13 protein-coding genes are annotated in these 15,668 nt (G+C 61.0%); 10 read left to right on the forward strand and 3 right to left on the reverse strand.

Annotation, left to right across the window (positions count from 1 at the left end; translation table 11 throughout):
- Positions 1 to 210: 210 nt before the first annotated feature.
- From SFLMC1_RS04975 to SFLMC1_RS05000, 6 genes are read left to right on the forward strand one after another with little or no spacing between them, the layout of a single operon-like run.
- Positions 211 to 498 carry a BMC domain-containing protein gene (locus tag SFLMC1_RS04975; RefSeq protein WP_075844702.1) on the forward strand — a complete coding sequence of 96 codons (288 nt, stop codon included), beginning with the start codon at positions 211 to 213 and terminating at the stop codon, positions 496 to 498.
- Between the two features lie 49 nt (positions 499 to 547).
- Positions 548 to 2,185, forward strand: coding sequence for an acetaldehyde dehydrogenase (acetylating) (locus SFLMC1_RS04980; protein WP_152074329.1), 1,638 nt, complete (start codon positions 548 to 550; stop codon positions 2,183 to 2,185).
- A gap of 39 nt (positions 2,186 to 2,224) precedes the next feature.
- The gene (locus tag SFLMC1_RS04985; RefSeq protein WP_152074330.1) at positions 2,225 to 3,157 is read left to right on the forward strand and encodes a DUF4037 domain-containing protein; all 933 of its coding nucleotides are present in this window, start codon (positions 2,225 to 2,227) and stop codon (positions 3,155 to 3,157) included.
- Positions 3,158 to 3,209: 52 nt separating this feature from the next.
- Complete coding sequence (locus SFLMC1_RS04990; RefSeq protein ID WP_152074331.1) at positions 3,210 to 3,851, forward strand: DUF4125 family protein; 642 nt, start codon at positions 3,210 to 3,212, stop codon at positions 3,849 to 3,851.
- A gap of 2 nt (positions 3,852 to 3,853) precedes the next feature.
- Complete coding sequence (locus tag SFLMC1_RS04995; RefSeq protein WP_152074332.1) at positions 3,854 to 4,714, forward strand: MerR family transcriptional regulator; 861 nt, start codon at positions 3,854 to 3,856, stop codon at positions 4,712 to 4,714.
- A gap of 40 nt (positions 4,715 to 4,754) precedes the next feature.
- A complete protein-coding gene (locus tag SFLMC1_RS05000; protein ID WP_152074333.1) occupies positions 4,755 to 5,852 on the forward strand; it encodes a 1-propanol dehydrogenase PduQ in 1,098 nt (365 codons plus the stop codon).
- Positions 5,853 to 5,963: 111 nt separating this feature from the next.
- Here the strand turns inward: SFLMC1_RS05000 and SFLMC1_RS05005 are convergent, their stop codons facing one another.
- The 3 genes from SFLMC1_RS05005 to SFLMC1_RS05015 all read right to left on the reverse strand — a co-directional run bounded on the left by SFLMC1_RS05005 (position 5,964) and on the right by SFLMC1_RS05015 (position 10,788).
- Complete coding sequence (locus SFLMC1_RS05005; RefSeq protein ID WP_152074334.1) at positions 5,964 to 8,645, reverse strand: DEAD/DEAH box helicase; 2,682 nt, start codon at positions 8,643 to 8,645, stop codon at positions 5,964 to 5,966.
- Between the two features lie 233 nt (positions 8,646 to 8,878).
- Positions 8,879 to 9,796: a tRNA (guanine(46)-N(7))-methyltransferase TrmB gene (locus SFLMC1_RS05010; RefSeq protein ID WP_226814271.1), complete on the reverse strand. Its 918-nt coding sequence runs from the start codon at positions 9,794 to 9,796 to the stop codon at positions 8,879 to 8,881.
- 119 nt (positions 9,797 to 9,915) lie between these two features.
- Positions 9,916 to 10,788: a hypothetical protein gene (locus tag SFLMC1_RS05015; RefSeq protein ID WP_152074335.1), complete on the reverse strand. Its 873-nt coding sequence runs from the start codon at positions 10,786 to 10,788 to the stop codon at positions 9,916 to 9,918.
- Between the two features lie 267 nt (positions 10,789 to 11,055).
- Between SFLMC1_RS05015 and SFLMC1_RS05020 the strand changes: the two genes are divergently transcribed.
- From SFLMC1_RS05020 to SFLMC1_RS05035, 4 genes are all read left to right on the forward strand, one after another.
- Entirely contained in the window at positions 11,056 to 11,778 is a 723-nt protein-coding gene (locus tag SFLMC1_RS05020; protein ID WP_152074336.1) for a helix-turn-helix domain-containing protein, read from the forward strand.
- Positions 11,778 to 12,674 carry a DUF4097 family beta strand repeat-containing protein gene (locus SFLMC1_RS05025; RefSeq protein ID WP_187323867.1) on the forward strand — a complete coding sequence of 299 codons (897 nt, stop codon included), beginning with the start codon at positions 11,778 to 11,780 and terminating at the stop codon, positions 12,672 to 12,674. Before SFLMC1_RS05020 ends, SFLMC1_RS05025 begins: the two co-directional genes overlap by 1 nt.
- A gap of 103 nt (positions 12,675 to 12,777) precedes the next feature.
- Entirely contained in the window at positions 12,778 to 14,685 is a 1,908-nt protein-coding gene (locus tag SFLMC1_RS05030) for an elongator complex protein 3 (protein WP_152074338.1), read from the forward strand.
- Positions 14,686 to 15,561 (forward strand): spermidine synthase, encoded by an 876-nt coding sequence (locus tag SFLMC1_RS05035; RefSeq protein ID WP_152074339.1) that lies wholly within the window; start codon positions 14,686 to 14,688, stop codon positions 15,559 to 15,561.
- The last annotated feature ends 107 nt before the right edge of the window (positions 15,562 to 15,668 follow it).

Here is a 15,668-nt window from a genome sequence, read left to right on the forward strand (position 1 = left end):
NNNAAAGGCTAGCTATCCGAACGGGGCCGCCCAAGCGTGTCTGCGGCTCCGATCGGGATGCCTGGCACTCTCTGTGCCACATGTTGTCACGTTCCCTTGCTGCGAATGCCTGCACGCCTGTCACCATAAGCGTCTGAGCGGGCACGCCGGCTATTTACGGCTTTTGCAACACTACATGCGGGCACACGCCCGCACCTTTAAGGAGGAACCATGTCTAACGCTACCCAGGCCCTCGGCATGATCGAGACCCGTGGACTGATCGGCTCCGTCGAGGCCGCCGACGCCATGGTCAAGGCCGCAAACGTCACCCTCGTCGGCAAGGAGCGCGTCGGCGGCGGCCTCGTGACCGTCTTCGTCCGCGGCGACGTGGGCGCCGTCAAGGCGGCAACCGACGCGGGCGCAGCCGCCGCCCAGCGCGTGGGCGAGCTCATCTCCGTGCACGTCATCCCGCGCCCCGACGGCTCCGTCGAGTCCATCCTGCCCGGCGGCGCCGCATAATCGCGCGTCCGCACGAGCTGTTCTATCCGATTGATTCGAAAGGAGTCTCATGCAGGACTACGATTTCGATCTTCAGAGCATCCAGGCGGTTCGCGACCTCGCCCGTAAGGGTAAGATCGCTGCGAACCAGCTTGCTCATTACGACGAGGAGCGGATCGACCGCATCCTCCGTAACATGGTGGAGGTTGCCGAGGAAAACGCCCAGGTGCTCGCCAGCATGGCTGTCGAGGAGACGGGCTTTGGCAAGGTTTGCGACAAGGTGTACAAGAACCATATCGCCAGCGCCTTGCTCTATGAGGAGATCCGCGACAAGAAGACCATTGGCGTTATCGACGCCGACGAGAAGAATCAGGTCATCTCCATCGCCGAGCCGGTTGGCCTGCTGATGGGCATCGTTCCCTCCACCAACCCCACCTCTACGGTCATCTACAAGGCGATGATCGCCCTCAAGGCGCGTAACGCTATCGTCTTTTCGCCGCATCCCGCTGCCGCCAAGTGCACGGGCATGGCCATCCAGCTCATGAACCAGGCGGCTGTCGAGGCGGGTGCCCCCGAGAACGTGATCCAGGGCATCACGCTTTCTTCCATGGCTGCCACCAACGAGCTCATGCATGCTCCCGAGGTTGCCATGATTATCGCTACCGGCGGCCCCGGCATGGTCAAGGCTGCCTACAGCTCCGGCAAGCCCGCACTGGGCGTGGGTGCTGGCAACTCGCCTGCCTATATCGAGCGCACCGCCAACGTGCACGATGCCGTCCGTCGCATCCTTGCCTCCAAGACGTTTGACTACGGCACGATCTGCGCTTCCGAGCAGAGTATCATCTGCGAGACCTGCAATCGCGATGCCGTGATGGCTGAGTTCCGCGCTCAGGGCGGCTACTTCATGACCGAGGAGGAGTGCAAGAAGGTTTGCGCTCTGCTTTTCCGCAACGGTCACTCCATGAGCCCCAAGTTCGTGGGTCACAGCCCGCAGTCGATCGCGCAGGCGGCTGGTATCACGATCCCCGAGGGCACTCGTGTGCTTATTGGCGAGCAGCACGGCGTGGGCGATGCCTGGCCGCTGTCCTACGAGAAGCTCACCACTGTTTTGGGCTTCTATACCGTCTCCAACTGGGAAGAGGCCTGCGAGCTCTCCATCGAGCTGCTGCAAAATGGCATCGGCCATACCATGAGCATCCACACCACCGATAAGGACATGGTGCGCAAGTTCTCCGTCAAGCCGGCTTCCCGCATCCTGGTGAACACCGGCGGATCCCAGGGCGGTACGGGCGTCATCACCGGTCTTGACGTCGCGCTCACGCTGGGCTGCGGCACCTGGGGCGGCAGCTCCGTTTCCGAGAACGTGGGCCCGCAGCATCTCATCAACGTGAAGCGCGTGGTCAATGGCCTGATCGAGCCCGACGAGGTTGTGGCTCACGATGAGCTGTTTGCCAAGTGGCATCCCGACCTGGCGGCGCATCATACCGAGGCTGCAGCTTCCAGTGCCGGTTGCTGTGATGCCGCGTCCGGCACGGGCTGCTGCGACTCGAAGCCCCATCCGGTCTCGGGCATCAACTACTCGGTGGGTTGCAACTGCACCGACGTATCTCCCGACGCTCTTGCAGGCGCCAAGCCCAACGACGTCATCGACGCCGACGAGCTCCAGAAGATGATTCACGAGCTCACGAATGCCTTCAAGGGCATCTAGTTTTTCTTGTAGCCAAACGCGTGGAAGCGGGGTGAAGTTGTGACAGGTCTTGAGCTTTCTCGTTCGTATTGCGAGCTCTACGCGCCATCCCTATTCGAGGGGCTACCGAGCGACGTTCGTTACCGCGCCGCGCTGGGTCTCGTTGGAGAGGGATCGGAATGCCTGGGCTTCGACGACGAGATTTCGCGCGACCACGACTTTGGTCCCGGCTTCTGCGTGTGGCTTTCTACCGATGTGTATGAGGAGTGGGGGTCGGAGCTTCAGCGCCGCTACGACCTTTTGCCTGTAAGTTTTAAAGGTTTTACGCGCCAGCAGACGCAGATGGCGGGCAAGCGCGTGGGGGTCTTTGAGACGCAGGCGTTCCATCGTCTCTACACCGGTCTTTCTCGTGCACCGCAGTGTGCAAAGGAGTGGCTCGCCATTCCCGAGCAGCTTCTCGCTCAGGTTACCTCCGGCGAGGTTTTTGCTGATCCGAGTGGCGAGTTCTCCGCCATGCGCGCGGTGTACCAGGGATTTTATCCAGACGAGGTCATGCGTAAGAAGTTTGCTGCCCACTGCGCCTCCATGGCGCAGGCGGGCCAGTACAACCTTCCGCGCTGCCTTAAGCGCAAAGATGCCGTCGCTGCCCAGGCGGCGCGCAGTGAGTTTTTGACAAGCGCCATGGCGGCGTTTCATCTGCTCGCCCATACGTACATGCCGTACTACAAGTGGGCGTATCGTTCGCTTGCCGAGCGCGCGTGCGCGCCTGCGCCGGTGCTCGATGCCGTGCGCTCCATCGCCGCGGCGCCGGTGGAGCAGGTTAACCAAGATGATGTCGAGGCGCTTTGCCAGACGGTTGGTGCATCTGCTCGCTTGGTCGGCTGGACGTCGTGCGGCAGTGACTTTTTGCTCGATGTCGCCTTGGACATCCAGGGCTCGTTGAGAGATCCGTATCTTGCTGCCTGTCCGCTTGCGGCCGGCGGATACCGATAGGGGGTTGGCATTGGGAGATTGCAGGACGTCATGCTCCGCACTTCGACAAGGCATGTCGGCGTTTTTCAATATGCCGGCGGTCGAGAAGTTGCTCGAAGACAAGGGCCTTGCTCATGCGGAAATCTCTGCGTTGCGGGAGCTCGTGCAGCTTGAATGGGTACATTTCGACACCGTTCAGGGTATGAGTGGACGCGCCGCCTGCCAAGACGACGCGATGGGGTTCTTTGTCCATCGCGTTGCCCAGTACCTGAGTTTTCCTCGCGAGTCCATCATGGCTGTACGCGATGACGTGGTGGCTGCCGATGCGGCGGGCCGCAATGTGATTCGCGAGAAGTACGCACGCATGATGGAGGCGACCGATCCTGTGGCGTTTGCGCGCGATTGGTCGGGACGTCTGGAGGCTCCTTCGCCGGTTAAGTGCTGCGTGCTCGACGAGATAGAGGGTGCGCTGCGAAGCATGCTCGATATCGCACAGTGCGAGCTTCCCGCGACGGCGCAGCATGTGAGGGGATCGATAACGCAGCCAAAACTCATCTCTTCGATTGGTTATTATGTCTGTGAGATTCAAAGCTATTCGCTGTCTACACTCACGTGTTTGCGTGACGGGTTGCAACGCCAGCTGAGCGACCACGTGAATCCTATTTTGGATACCTATGTGAATGCCGTACTCATTCAACGTGTTCTGGAGGCGTAAAGATGACTCATGTGAGCGATGACGAGCTGCACAACGGTCAGCTTTTGGGTATTGGCGAGGCAAGCCAGCTGTGCGGTATCACGTCTCGTACGCTGCGCCATTACGACAAGCTCAATCTTCTCCAGCCCGATTGCATAGGGGATAATAAATACCGCTATTACTCGCTCGAGACGATTTTGCGCATTCCCATCATCAACTATCTCAAGATGATGGGTTTCTCGCTCGACGAGGTCTCCGAATTGTTTGAGGCGCAGAGCTTTGACAAGATCAAGGGAATGCTTGGTACTCATGCCGATGCCTGCACGCGCGAGATGACCCGTCTTGAGGAGTGCCGCCATACCATTCGGGATTGGATGGGGCTTATCGACGAGGCCAATTTTGTCCTTTCGGTCAAGCCAAAGGACGTCAGCCTCAAGTACTTCTCCGGCCAGGAGTTTTTGGCCATGCCGTATCACTTCTGGGGCAACCATGCCGATGCGATCATCAACCTCGATTTCACCTCGTTTGTCGAGGAGCACGATAACGTGATCACTGGCCCCGTGATCTTGCATCACAGCAGCTTCGATGCGTGCTGCGAACCCGACCACGCCCAGAAGCATTCCGAGGTCACGGTCGTGCAGCATGCGCTGCGTCCCATTGCCGAGGAGAATCGCATGACGGTGAAAAGCGGCATGTATCTCTCCACGTATCATACGGGCCCGTTCGAGAATATCGGCGAGGCCCATCGACGCGTGCGCGATTATGCGCTCGCAAACGGTTTTAAGCCGGCCGATGGCGTGTTCGAGCGCTTTGTGACCGACTACTGGACCACTTACAATCAAGATCTTTTTGTCGCCGAGGTTCTTTTGCCCGTTGAGCGGTAACGACGCGACGACTCCCATGTAAAAATCGAAAGGGGCTCTCATGCAGGGCTTTAAGCTCACGACCGAATTGTTTTTTGGGTCGCAGGCCATCAATCATCTTGAGGGCCTGACCTATCGCAACGTGCTGATTATCACCGATGGCTTTTTGGAGTCCTCGGGCATGGTCGCCAAGATGGCTCAGCACCTGCCCGCGGGCGCACGCTATCAGACGTATTCCGACGTTAAGCCCGACCCGAGCCAGGAGCTTGTCGATGCGGGCGTGACCGTGGTGGAGCGCGTGCATCCGGATATGGTTATCGCGTTTGGTGGCGGCTCGTGCATCGACGCGACGAAGGCGATTTTGTATTTTGCCCACGAGTATGGTATGGCCAAGCCGTATTTCTTGGCCATTCCTACCACGGCAGGTACGGGTTCGGAAGTTACCAACTTTGCCGTCATCACGCGTGGCGAGAACAAGGTTGTGCTGATCGACGATTTCCTGGCCCCCGACGGCGCCCTGCTCGAGGCCGATTTCACCAAGACCGTGCCGGCAAAGATCACGGCCGATACCGGTCTTGACGTACTGACACACGCCATCGAGGCCTATGTCTCTAACGCCGCCACGCCGTTTACCGATGCACTCGCCGTAAAGGCTGCCTCCATTGTGTTTGAGGACCTGCCGGTGGTCTATCGCGACGGTCTTGCCATGCGCAGCCGTATGCGCATGATCGAGGCCTCTTGCTCGGCAGGTATCGCCTTCACCAACGCCGGCCTGGGCATTAACCATTCGCTGGCACATGCTCTGGGCGGACGCTTCCATGTGGCCCACGGCCGCTTGAACGCCATCTTGCTGCCCTATGTGATGCGGTTCCATATGAGCGAGCCCAAATATCGCGAGCCGTATGACCGCCTAGCTCACGATTTGGGTATGGCCGATGCCGACGAGCTTCTTGCCCGCGTGCTTGAGCTACGCGAGTGCCTGGGTGTCGAGAATACCCTGTCCGACCTGCCGCAGTTTGAGTCGGCGGCGTTCGAGACCGAGCTCTCCGGCATCGCCGAGGCAGCCCAGCACGACCGCTGTACGCCGTCCAACCCACGTGCCGTATCCAAGCAGGACTTGGTCAACATCGCCCGCGATGCCTACTGCGGCCGCATGTGATAAAAGTCCACAAGTTTATTTTGTCATGTTTAGCGCCGGAGGCACCTTGATGCCCCCGGCGCTAGCTGTTTTCGTGTGTAGACGAGCCGGTCGCTGCGCTTTGCATGGGGACTAGTCCTCGAGCAGGTCCTCGATAAAGCCGACGCGGTAGTTTTTGAAGATGACCTCGCCACCGTCTTGCGTGGCGTCCAGATCGACATCGCCCATGATGCCAAAATCGTGGTCGCCATCCTCGTCGGCAAAGATCTGGTGCACGTGCCACACGTGTGCAGTCTTCTCGTCGGACTCATCGATGGATAACATTGCGGCGCTGCGGGCATCTCCGTCGGTGAGAATCTCCTCATGCTGCTCATGGTAGGCATCGAGCGCCTTTTGCCAGCGGATCTCGCTCATGCCCCAGTCGTCGTCGAGCTCGCCCAGGTCGCGCACGTGCTCGCGGGCGGCAAGGGTCACGCGGCGGAAGAGCGCGTTGCGCACCAGCAGCGTGCAGCCGCGGCGATCCGCCACGACCTCGTCGATGCCCTGCGGCGGCGCGGTGTCGAGGGCTGCCGGGTTGCCGGCGTTCTCCCACTCGTCCACCAGGCTCGAGTCCACCGAGCGCACTACAAAGCCCAGCCACGAGATAATGTCGCACAGGCGCTCGTCGCGCTTTTCGATGGGCACGGTACGGTCGAGAGAACGGTAGGCCTCTGCCAGGTAGCGCAGCAAAATGCCTTCGGAGCGGGCGATGCCGAGCTTTTGAATGTAACCCTTAAAGTCGCTCGCGCTCTCCAGCATGTCGCGCAGGACGCTCTTGGGCGAGAGCTGGTAGTCGTTGGCCCAGGGTACTTCCTGGCAGTACTTGTCGAAGGCGGCATCGAGCAAGTCCTCGAGCGGCTTTTCGTAGGTGACATCCTGGATGCGCTCCAGACGTTCCTCATAGTCGACGCCGTCGGCCTTCATTTCGGCCATAGCGCGATCGCGTGCGGCGCGCTCCTGTGCGCGTAGCACCTGCTTGGGATCTTCGAGCGTTGCCTCGACCATTGAGATGAGATCCATGGTATAGGTCTCGCTCTCGGGGTCGAGCAGCTCCAACGCGGCAAGCAAGAATGGCGAGAGCGGCTGATCGAGCGCGAAGTCCTCGGGCAGATCGACCGTCAGCGCATAGTCGATGTCTGGCGCGGCGTCAGCCGGAGTGTCGGGTGCGGGCGGCACCTCGGTGCGCACGACGACGCCGGAGTCGATGAGCGTGGCGAAGATCTCGTCGGCACGAACCTCGAGCTTGGCCTTTTCCTCGGGGGTTTGCAGGCTTGTCTCGATGAGGTCGTGCACGCGGGCGCGGGCGTCGCCGCCCTGCTCGACCACGCTAATCACCATGGAGTGTGTGATGCGAAGGCGCGGCTTGAGCGTTTCGGGCTGCGTCTCGATCAGGCGCTCAAAGGTCTGCTTGTTCCAGGTGACAAAGCCCTCGGGGGCTTTTTTCTTTTTAATCTTGCGGAGCTTTTTGGGGTCGTCGCCCGCCTTGGCCATAAGCTTGGCATTCTCGATCTCGTGCTCGGGTGCCTCGGCGATGACCATGCCCTCGGTATCGAAGCCCGAGCGGCCGGCACGACCGGCAATCTGGTGGAACTCACGGGCGCGCAGGCGACGCATCTTGTATCCGTCGAACTTGGTGAGCGCGGTGAGGACCACGGTGTGGATGGGCACGTTGATGCCGACGCCGAGTGTGTCGGTGCCGCAAATGACGGGCAGCAGGCCCTGCTGCGCCAAGCGCTCGACCAGCAGGCGATAGCGCGGCAGCATACCGGCGTGGTGCACGCCGACGCCGCAGCCGAGCAAGCGCTTGAGGATCTTGCCAAAAGCCGTGGAGAAGCTCGTGCCTTTGGCGGCTTCCTTAATAGCCTCGCGTTGCTCCTTGCTGGCGATGCCAAAATTGGCGAGCGACTGCGCCGTCGCAAGGGCGGCATCCTGGCTAAAGTGCACGATGTAGAGCGGGGCCTCGCCGCCGCGCATCGCGAGCTCGACGGTGCCCTCGAGCGAGGTCGTCACGTAGTCGTAACTCAGCGGAACAGGACGCGGGGCATCGATGACCAAGTCGCAGGTAGCGCCAGTGTGTTCTTCGAGCGAGGCGGCAATCGCGGTGACATCGCCGAGCGTGGCGCTCATGAGCATGAATTGCGTGTGGGGCAGGGTGAGCAGCGGCACCTGCCAGGCCCAGCCGCGGTCGGGGTCGGCAAAATAGTGGAACTCGTCCATGGCGACGCAGCCTACGTCGGCGCCCTCGCCCTCGCGGAGTGCATCGTTGGCAAGGATTTCGGCCGTGCAGCAGATGACGGGCGCCTTGGTATTGATATGTGTGTCGCCGGTGATCATACCGACGTTATCGCGGCCGAGCACCTGCACCAAGTCGAAAAACTTTTCGCTGACCAGGGCCTTGATAGGGGCCGTGTAATAGCAACGTTTACCCTGCGCCATGCCCATAAAGAGCATGCCCAGCGCGACAAGCGACTTGCCCGATCCGGTCGGCGTGCCCAGAATGACGTGATCGCCGGCGGCTAGATCCATGAGGGCCTCTTCTTGGTGGTCCCACAGCTCAATACCGCGATGGCTCGTCCATTCAAAGAAGCGCTCGAAGGCCTGGTCGGGCGTGAGCCATGGTTCGGGCTCGCTGCCGTCTTCGGGTTCCCACCAGGTGGGGGAGAGTGCGCCGAGCGAGCCAAACTCGGCTTCGGTTCCTGTGCCGCCCGAGAATGAGCTGGCGGCGCCGGCGCCGGAGACGGTGCTGGCGGCGGTATCAGTCGTGGTCTGTGCCATGTGGTTGCTTTCTCTCGCCGTTTGTCCGCCATCCATTATGGCGTAGCGTCGCATCGATGCGTTCGCAGGCAAGAAAATGCAGGAAATGGGCGTTCTGCCCGGCCGTTTGGCGCAGCCGCCAGCTAAGTGAGTAGACTTTTTGCGATTTCGCGAGCACATGGCTTTTACGCAAGATCTCTACCTGCGGTTTTAGTTTTCGCCATGCAGGCTGTGCTCGGCTATTGCCAAAAAGTCTACTCACTTAGATTCGAGGACCGTCCGTCGGCGCCTATTTGCCGCTTGGTTGCCGGCGTAGCGACCGCCAAAAGCCCCTGGGACTCCTGCGGTAAGCGCTTCTTGCCTTTCCGGGCGCGGTTTTTAAAGTTCTCGACGGCCTCTTCCATGCCGAGGGGCACGTAGGTGAGCCCATCGAGGTTATCGGGCAGGTAGCACGCAAGGCTTTGCTCCTGCATGCGGCCCGCCGTGAGCTGTTCATTGCTGGGCTGCGCGCCGGGTGTGGCGCAAATGCCATAGACGGCGGCGCCCATCTCGCGCGTGCGGCGCTCGTATTCGGTTTCGGGATGCTCGGGATGGTCGCGGCGGACATCGTCGCTTACCCAAAGCGTGTCGTAGCCGGCCGCGGCAAACTGCCCCAGGGCGTAGTCGCGCAATGGCTTACTGTCGGTTCGCAGCGTGACGGTGGCGCCGGCTGCAAAGAGCGGGCGGTAGAGCATCAGATGGTCGACATGGACAAGGCGTTTTTTGGCGTACTTGGCCTTGGGCTGCGGCGTGGGAAAGTTGATGGTGATGGCATCGAGCTCGCCTGCGGCAAACAACTGTGGAAGCGATGCGGCTCCTCGGGGCAGGACGAGTGCGTTGGATAGCTCCTGCTCGCAGATTTTCTGCGCGGCATAGGCGATGCAGATGGGCTCCTGGTCCATGCCGATAAAGAGGGTGTCGGGTTCACGGTGAGCTCGCTCAACCAGATAGGTTCCTTTGCCGCAGCCAAGATCCAGATGAAGGTGCTCGAAGGGCTTGCTGCCTGCGGGCGCGCAGGCCTTGCGCCAATCTTCGGCATATGCCTCGGGGTTCGTCTCAATCGCATCAGCGTAGCGTTCCAGGCGCTCCTCGAGCACAAAGTTCTTAGGCGTGCGAACGTGGACGGCTCCCATGAGGCTCCTTGGTCATAAGTGTGGAACGCGTGGCTGCGCGTTCCGTCGGTGGGTTGGAAAACGGATGGGCATAGCTTACCCAAAAGATGTGGCGCGGCTCGGCGGCGAGTCGTCGGTGCCTACAGACGCTTGAGAATCACATAGCGGTTGAGATCGCCGCTGCGACCGTCGGCATGGAAGCGCTCAAGCTCGCGTACGGGGACCTCGCCGCTCTTGTAGAACGTGCGCACGCCGCGCACCAAGTCGGTGATCTGCTGATCGTCAAAGTGATGGCAATAGCGGTAGGCGTGGCGGTCGTTTTGCCAGCCAATGAGGTGGTCGCCGGCTTCAAACTGCGCGGAATCGTAGCCCTCAAACGGCGGGGTGAGCTCGGCGCGTGCCTCGGCACGAACGGCCTTGCGCGCCATGCGCTCGTCGTTCATAAACTCCCAAAAGCTGATGGCGATGATGCCGCCCGGGCGCGTCTGGCGCACCAGGGCGTCGAGCACGCGTACGCGGTACTCGCATGACGGCACGTGGTGCATAAAGCCAAAGCAAACCGAGATGTCGGCGAGCGGGGCGTCGAAAAGCACGTCGGGTGTCTCGGCGGGGTTGAGCTTCATGAGGGCGTCGAGCACGTCGAGTTCCTGGAAGTGCAGGTTGGGAATGCGCAGGGCGTGGCCGCGCGCATCGATAGCCAAATCTTGGCACGAGTCGACGCCGTAGAATTCAAACGGGCAGCTGGCATCCGCCGAGGGGCTCGCGCCGTCGACGCCTTTGGCGGCAAGCGTGCCACCGGCGGCAAAGTTCTCGAATCGCATATTGCCGCAGGCAAGATCGAAGACGCGGACGGGATGCTCGATGGTGGCGACGTCGAGCTGCTCGAGCGCGATATCCATGGTGCGCACCCAGCCGGGCCACGGGGCCTGGCGCGTATCGGAAAAGGAGGCGGAGTGCTCGCGATAAAACGTATTGTTGAGCTGGATGAGCGATGAGGCGAAATCGCGGTTCACGGCGCGGAACTCCCTCCGTTGGCGGTGTGGAATAAACAATACGACCATACTACCGTTAACGCCGCAACGGGGACAACCGAGCTGCGGATCAATGCTTTGTTTGGACACATTTCCGCAGCTCATATGTGCCCGCAACCGCCGGTTGTCAAAAATCTCACTAAAATAGGTGGCATGATTTTGGCGGTGGCGGATAGATTTTTAACTGTGCAAGGCGCCTTAAGAAATAAACGGTCCGGCGGCACGGCTGGCAAAAGCATAGGAGGAACCATGAATGTAGAAACTGCGCAGCGGCTCGCCGACCTTCGCCGCAGCAAGGGCTTTAGCCAAGAAGGGCTGGCGCGAAAGCTGGGGCTGTCGCGCCAGGCGGTCAGTAAATGGGAGCGCGCGGAGAGCTCGCCCGATACCGAGAACCTGATCTCGCTCGCCAAGCTCTATGGCGTGAGTCTGGACGAGCTGCTCAATCCGAGCGATGAGATCGAGGACGATATCGAGTTTGAGAACGAGGACCGCGCCCGCCAGCGCGAGGCCGAGGCGGCAGAGCGTGCCCGCACCCATGAGGCGGCGGCGCGCGCCACCGAAGCGGCAACGCAGGCGAGTGATGCTGCGGCTAAGGCGGCACAAGCGGCAAGCTGGAGTGCGCAGGCCGCCAATGCTGCTACGGCGCAGGCGACGAGTGGCGGTGCGACCAGTGTGACTCCGGTGAAGGGCCCCTTCCAGTCGTTCCCGTATTGGGCCGTATGCTGGCTGCTGTTCTTTTTGCTGATGCTCCTTTTTGGTGCCAGCCCCTTTGCCGCGCTGATCTTCTTTACGATTCCCATCTATCACTGGGTGGCGCGTGCGCTCGATGGCGATTGGGCGCGCGGGGATATTCAGGTTGGTCCGGCACCGGTGGCGATCAAGGCCCAGGGGAAGGATGCTTCTGCGGAACCTGATGCTGACGTGGCTACCGCGACCACCGCCGAGCCGATTGCCAAAGAGGGTGACGAATGATGAAGCTTTCGCATGAATCCAAGGTACGCCTGGGCGTTGGCATCGGGGCGTTTGTGCTCATCATTGGGCTTGTATTTGGCGTTTCGCGGACATTGATTCATTTTGATGGCCCGTGGGATCTCGACGATGTTGTATCCAGCTTGTCCGGTAGGGACGATGTGGTGGACGAGGGCGATCTTTTGGATGACGGTAACTATTCCGCTCAGCCTCAGCAGCTTTCGAGTACGACTTTTGATGCCGATATGTTCCGCTACCTTGATTTCGATATCAATGCGGCTTCGGTGGACGTCAAGGTTGTTGATGGCAACAAGGCTCGCGTTATCGAGCGGGGGCGTGTTGCCAAGGGTATGGATGCCTCCAAGGCCGCGGCGCAAAACATCGCATCCGTCGAGGACTCGACGCTCAAGGTTTCCCAGTTTGGCAGTGATGACGGTAAGGCAATCGATCGCTCGGTTACGGTTGAGCTGCCGCGCCGTGTTGCCGAACATCTGAAGGGGATCAACGCGCACGTGGGCTCAGGTGATTTGCAGATTGCCGGTGTCATCTGTGATGGTTTTGACCTTTTCCTGGGTGCGGGAGATGTAGAGTTTACGGGCAGCGTGACTGATGCGCTCAGTGCAGAGGTCGGTTCGGGCGATGTGACGTTCGAGCTCTACCAGGCCCCCGCGAAGTCGATGAACGTAAGCGTGGACTCGGGCGATGTGGAGGTAGCGGTTCCGAACTCTACGGGCTTTACGGCGAGCCTTACTCTGGGTAGCGGTGACTTCGAGAGCGATTTCCTTCCAGATAGCTACGACGACGAGGCGATTTCGAGCCTCGAGTTCGAGAATGGCGATAAGTCCGCCACGTATCGCTTTGCGGTTGGTTCGGGCGACATGTCGTTCAATCCGGAATGACGACGGCGGGCTAAGTCCGCAAACATAGATGCTTATACGCGCTGTTTGATGTAGGCGCCGGAGCCGTGACGGGCTCCGGCGCCTTTGCCTTTACAATGGGGTCATGGAACAGATTATTTTGAACATACTCGATGCTCTGCGTCGCGGCGAGACCGTGGACGACAAGGCGCTCGTCAAACTGATACATGCCGAGGCGCGCCGTGAGGGTGCCGACAAGCGCGATCTGGCCAAACGCCGTCTGCTGCCGTTTTACCAACGGGTTAAACGCGAGGAGCCGGCTCGTTGGGCTGCGTGGAATGTCGATGCCGATCTGGAACGCCAGCTGCTGCGAGTGCTGAGGATGAAGCCGCGTCGCACGGCTTCGGGTGTGGCGACCATTACCGTCATCACCAAGCCGTGGCCCTGTTCGGGCGATTGCCTGTTTTGCCCCAGCGACCTGCGCATGCCCAAAAGCTATCTGCACGACGAGCCGGCGTGCGCCCGTGCGGAGCAAAACTGCTTCGACCCGTATCTGCAGGTGAGTGCTCGTCTGACCGCGCTTTCGCAGATGGGGCATGCGACCGATAAGATCGAGCTCATCGTGCTCGGTGGCACCTGGAGCGACTATCCGGAAGGCTATCAGACCTGGTTTATGTCGGAGCTCTTCCGCGCGCTCAATGACGATGCCGTGGCCGGCGTGGCGGCCAATCCCATGCTGGCGCGTCCGGGTATCAGTCGTGCCGAGGCAGGGCGCCTGCTCGATGATGCTCCCGCCGATGCTCTTCCGTCGGTAGTGGCGGAGCGTCGCGAGCGCTATCGGGCCGCCGGCATTGCGACAGGCGAGGCCGAGCTTACTGTCGGCGTTGCCGACGAGCAGGAGCGTGTGGATGCCGCCGTGGGCGGCTACAACCGCGCGGTGCGTCGCCTGTACGGTCCCGGCACGCCGTGGGGCGAGGTTGCCGAGTGGCAGACCGCTACGATGGAGGAGCTTGAACGTCAGCAGCGCATCAACGAGACGGCGAAGCATCGCGTGGTGGGACTCGTTATCGAGACGCGTCCCGATGCCGTGACGCCGCAAGCGCTTACGCTTGTTCGCCGCCTGGGCTGCACCAAGATTCAGATGGGCATCCAGAGTCTCGACCAGCACCTGCTCGACATTAACGAGCGCCGTATTTCGGTGGCACAGATCGAGCGAGCGTTTTCGCTCGCGCGCCTGTTTGGTTTTAAGATCCACGCGCACTTTATGCTCAACTTGCTTGGCGCCACGCCCGAAGGGGACAAGCGCGACTACAAGCGCTTTATGACCGAGGGGGCCTTTATGCCCGATGAGGTCAAGGTCTACCCGTGTGCGCTCATCGAGGGCTCGCGTCTGGTGGGCTGCTATGAGCGCGGCGAGTGGCGCCCCTATACCGAGGAAGAGCTGCTCGACGTGCTGGCCGACGACATCGTGGTGACGCCGTCGTTCTGCCGTATCAGCCGCATGATCCGCGATTTTAGTTCCGATGACATCATGGTGGGCAACAAGAAGCCCAACCTGCGTCAACTCGTCGAGAACCGCTTGGCGGGCCGCGGAGAAGGCGCGGCGGTGCGCGAGATTCGCTATCGCGAGATCAGTACCGCGGGTGCCGACTTGGATGAGCTGTCTCTCGATGAGGAAGTGGCGTACGAGACGCCGGTGACTTATGAGCGCTTTTTGCAGTGGGTGACGCCGCAGGGCAAGATCGCGGGTTTTTTGCGGCTGTCGTTGCCCGACCGTTCGTTTGTTGCCGCGCACGCGGACGAGCTGCCGACGGGGCCGGACGAGGCGATGATTCGTGAGGTGCACGTGTATGGCATGGCGGCGCGCGTGGGGGATCAAGGCCAGGCGGCCCAGCACCATGGGCTGGGGCGGTTGCTGGTGGAGCGTGCATGCCATATTGCTCGGGACGCGGGGTATTCGCACATCAACGTGATCAGCGCGATCGGTACGCGCGAGTACTATCGCCATCTGGGTTTTTACGACCATGGCCTCTATCTGCAAAAGGAGCTCTAGATGAACAAGCCGAGTGTTTCTGCTGGCGTCGTTGCCGGCGTTGCCCTGGGAGCTGCGGCGCTTGGTGCGGCCGCCGTCGCTGTTCATGCTGCCTGCCTGCAGGTTGCGCGAACCCGCAATGGGCTGGCGCGTGTGAAGCGCGTGCACGCTGAGAGCGGCGATGAGATTCGCGTGCTGGTGCAAGGCGGCGTCTACCAAAGCGCGAGTTACGTTGGCGAGCGTTGGGCAGAGCCCGTCTTTGCGTACTATCGTGCGTTTGACGACGTGTTTGAGGCCGAGGATGCAATGCGCGACGCTTATGGTCACGGCGTCGACCGCATGCTTATGCTAGGCGGCGGCGGGTTTGCCTATCCCAAATTTGCGCTGATGTCGCACGAGGGCCTGCGCATGGACGTTATCGAGTATGACGGAGAGGTAACGCGCTTGGCGCGCCGTTGGTTCTACCTGGATGAGCTGGAGCACGCGGTGGGCGATCGCCTGCGAGTGATTACCGCTGAGGCTCGCTCGTATCTGGGTGTGACGAGCGTGGGCCATCGTCGCTACGACGTGGTCGTGAGCGATTGCTTTGGCGGTGCTGAGCCCGTACGCGAGCTGGCGACGATTGAGGCGCTGCGTTTGGTGCGAGGCAGCCTGAACCCCGGGGGTATCTACGTGGCCAATATCGTGAGCGCAAACGAGGGGAGCGATGTGACGTTCCTGCGCGACTGCGCTGCCACGGCACTCGAGGTATTCGCCCACGCCTGGGTGGTCCCATGTGGCGATGCGGAGTTCGGCGGCGAGGGGAACTACCTGCTCATCGCCAGCGACGGCGACTACGCCTTTGCCGAAGCCGTGCCCTTCGACACCGACTTCCTCGGCGCTGCTCTCCACGACTAGCCTATTGGGAGTAGTCAATTTGGGACGGGGCTATTTTAGCTACCCAAGCAGGTAGCGCGAATGGGTTGGCCGATTGGCGGCAGGGGTAGCTAAAATAGCCCCGTCCC

The organism is Collinsella aerofaciens (assembly GCF_901212495.1).
Lineage (GTDB): Bacteria > Actinomycetota > Coriobacteriia > Coriobacteriales > Coriobacteriaceae > Collinsella > Collinsella aerofaciens_H.

Excerpts from the sequence above, each read along its gene's own strand:
- SFLMC1_RS04975 (WP_075844702.1), top strand. The coding sequence starts at position 211 with ATGTCTAACGCTACCCAGGCCCTCGGCATGATCGAGACCCGTGGACTG.
- SFLMC1_RS04980 (WP_152074329.1), top strand. The coding sequence starts at position 548 with ATGCAGGACTACGATTTCGATCTTCAGAGCATCCAGGCGGTTCGCGAC.
- SFLMC1_RS04990 (WP_152074331.1), top strand. The coding sequence starts at position 3,210 with ATGTCGGCGTTTTTCAATATGCCGGCGGTCGAGAAGTTGCTCGAAGAC.
- SFLMC1_RS04995 (WP_152074332.1), top strand. The coding sequence starts at position 3,854 with ATGACTCATGTGAGCGATGACGAGCTGCACAACGGTCAGCTTTTGGGT.
- SFLMC1_RS05000 (WP_152074333.1), top strand. The coding sequence starts at position 4,755 with ATGCAGGGCTTTAAGCTCACGACCGAATTGTTTTTTGGGTCGCAGGCC.
- SFLMC1_RS05005 (WP_152074334.1), bottom strand. The coding sequence starts at position 8,645 with ATGGCACAGACCACGACTGATACCGCCGCCAGCACCGTCTCCGGCGCC.
- SFLMC1_RS05010 (WP_226814271.1), bottom strand. The coding sequence starts at position 9,796 with ATGGGAGCCGTCCACGTTCGCACGCCTAAGAACTTTGTGCTCGAGGAG.
- SFLMC1_RS05020 (WP_152074336.1), top strand. The coding sequence starts at position 11,056 with ATGAATGTAGAAACTGCGCAGCGGCTCGCCGACCTTCGCCGCAGCAAG.
- SFLMC1_RS05025 (WP_187323867.1), top strand. The coding sequence starts at position 11,778 with ATGAAGCTTTCGCATGAATCCAAGGTACGCCTGGGCGTTGGCATCGGG.
- SFLMC1_RS05030 (WP_152074338.1), top strand. The coding sequence starts at position 12,778 with ATGGAACAGATTATTTTGAACATACTCGATGCTCTGCGTCGCGGCGAG.
- SFLMC1_RS05035 (WP_152074339.1), top strand. The coding sequence starts at position 14,686 with ATGAACAAGCCGAGTGTTTCTGCTGGCGTCGTTGCCGGCGTTGCCCTG.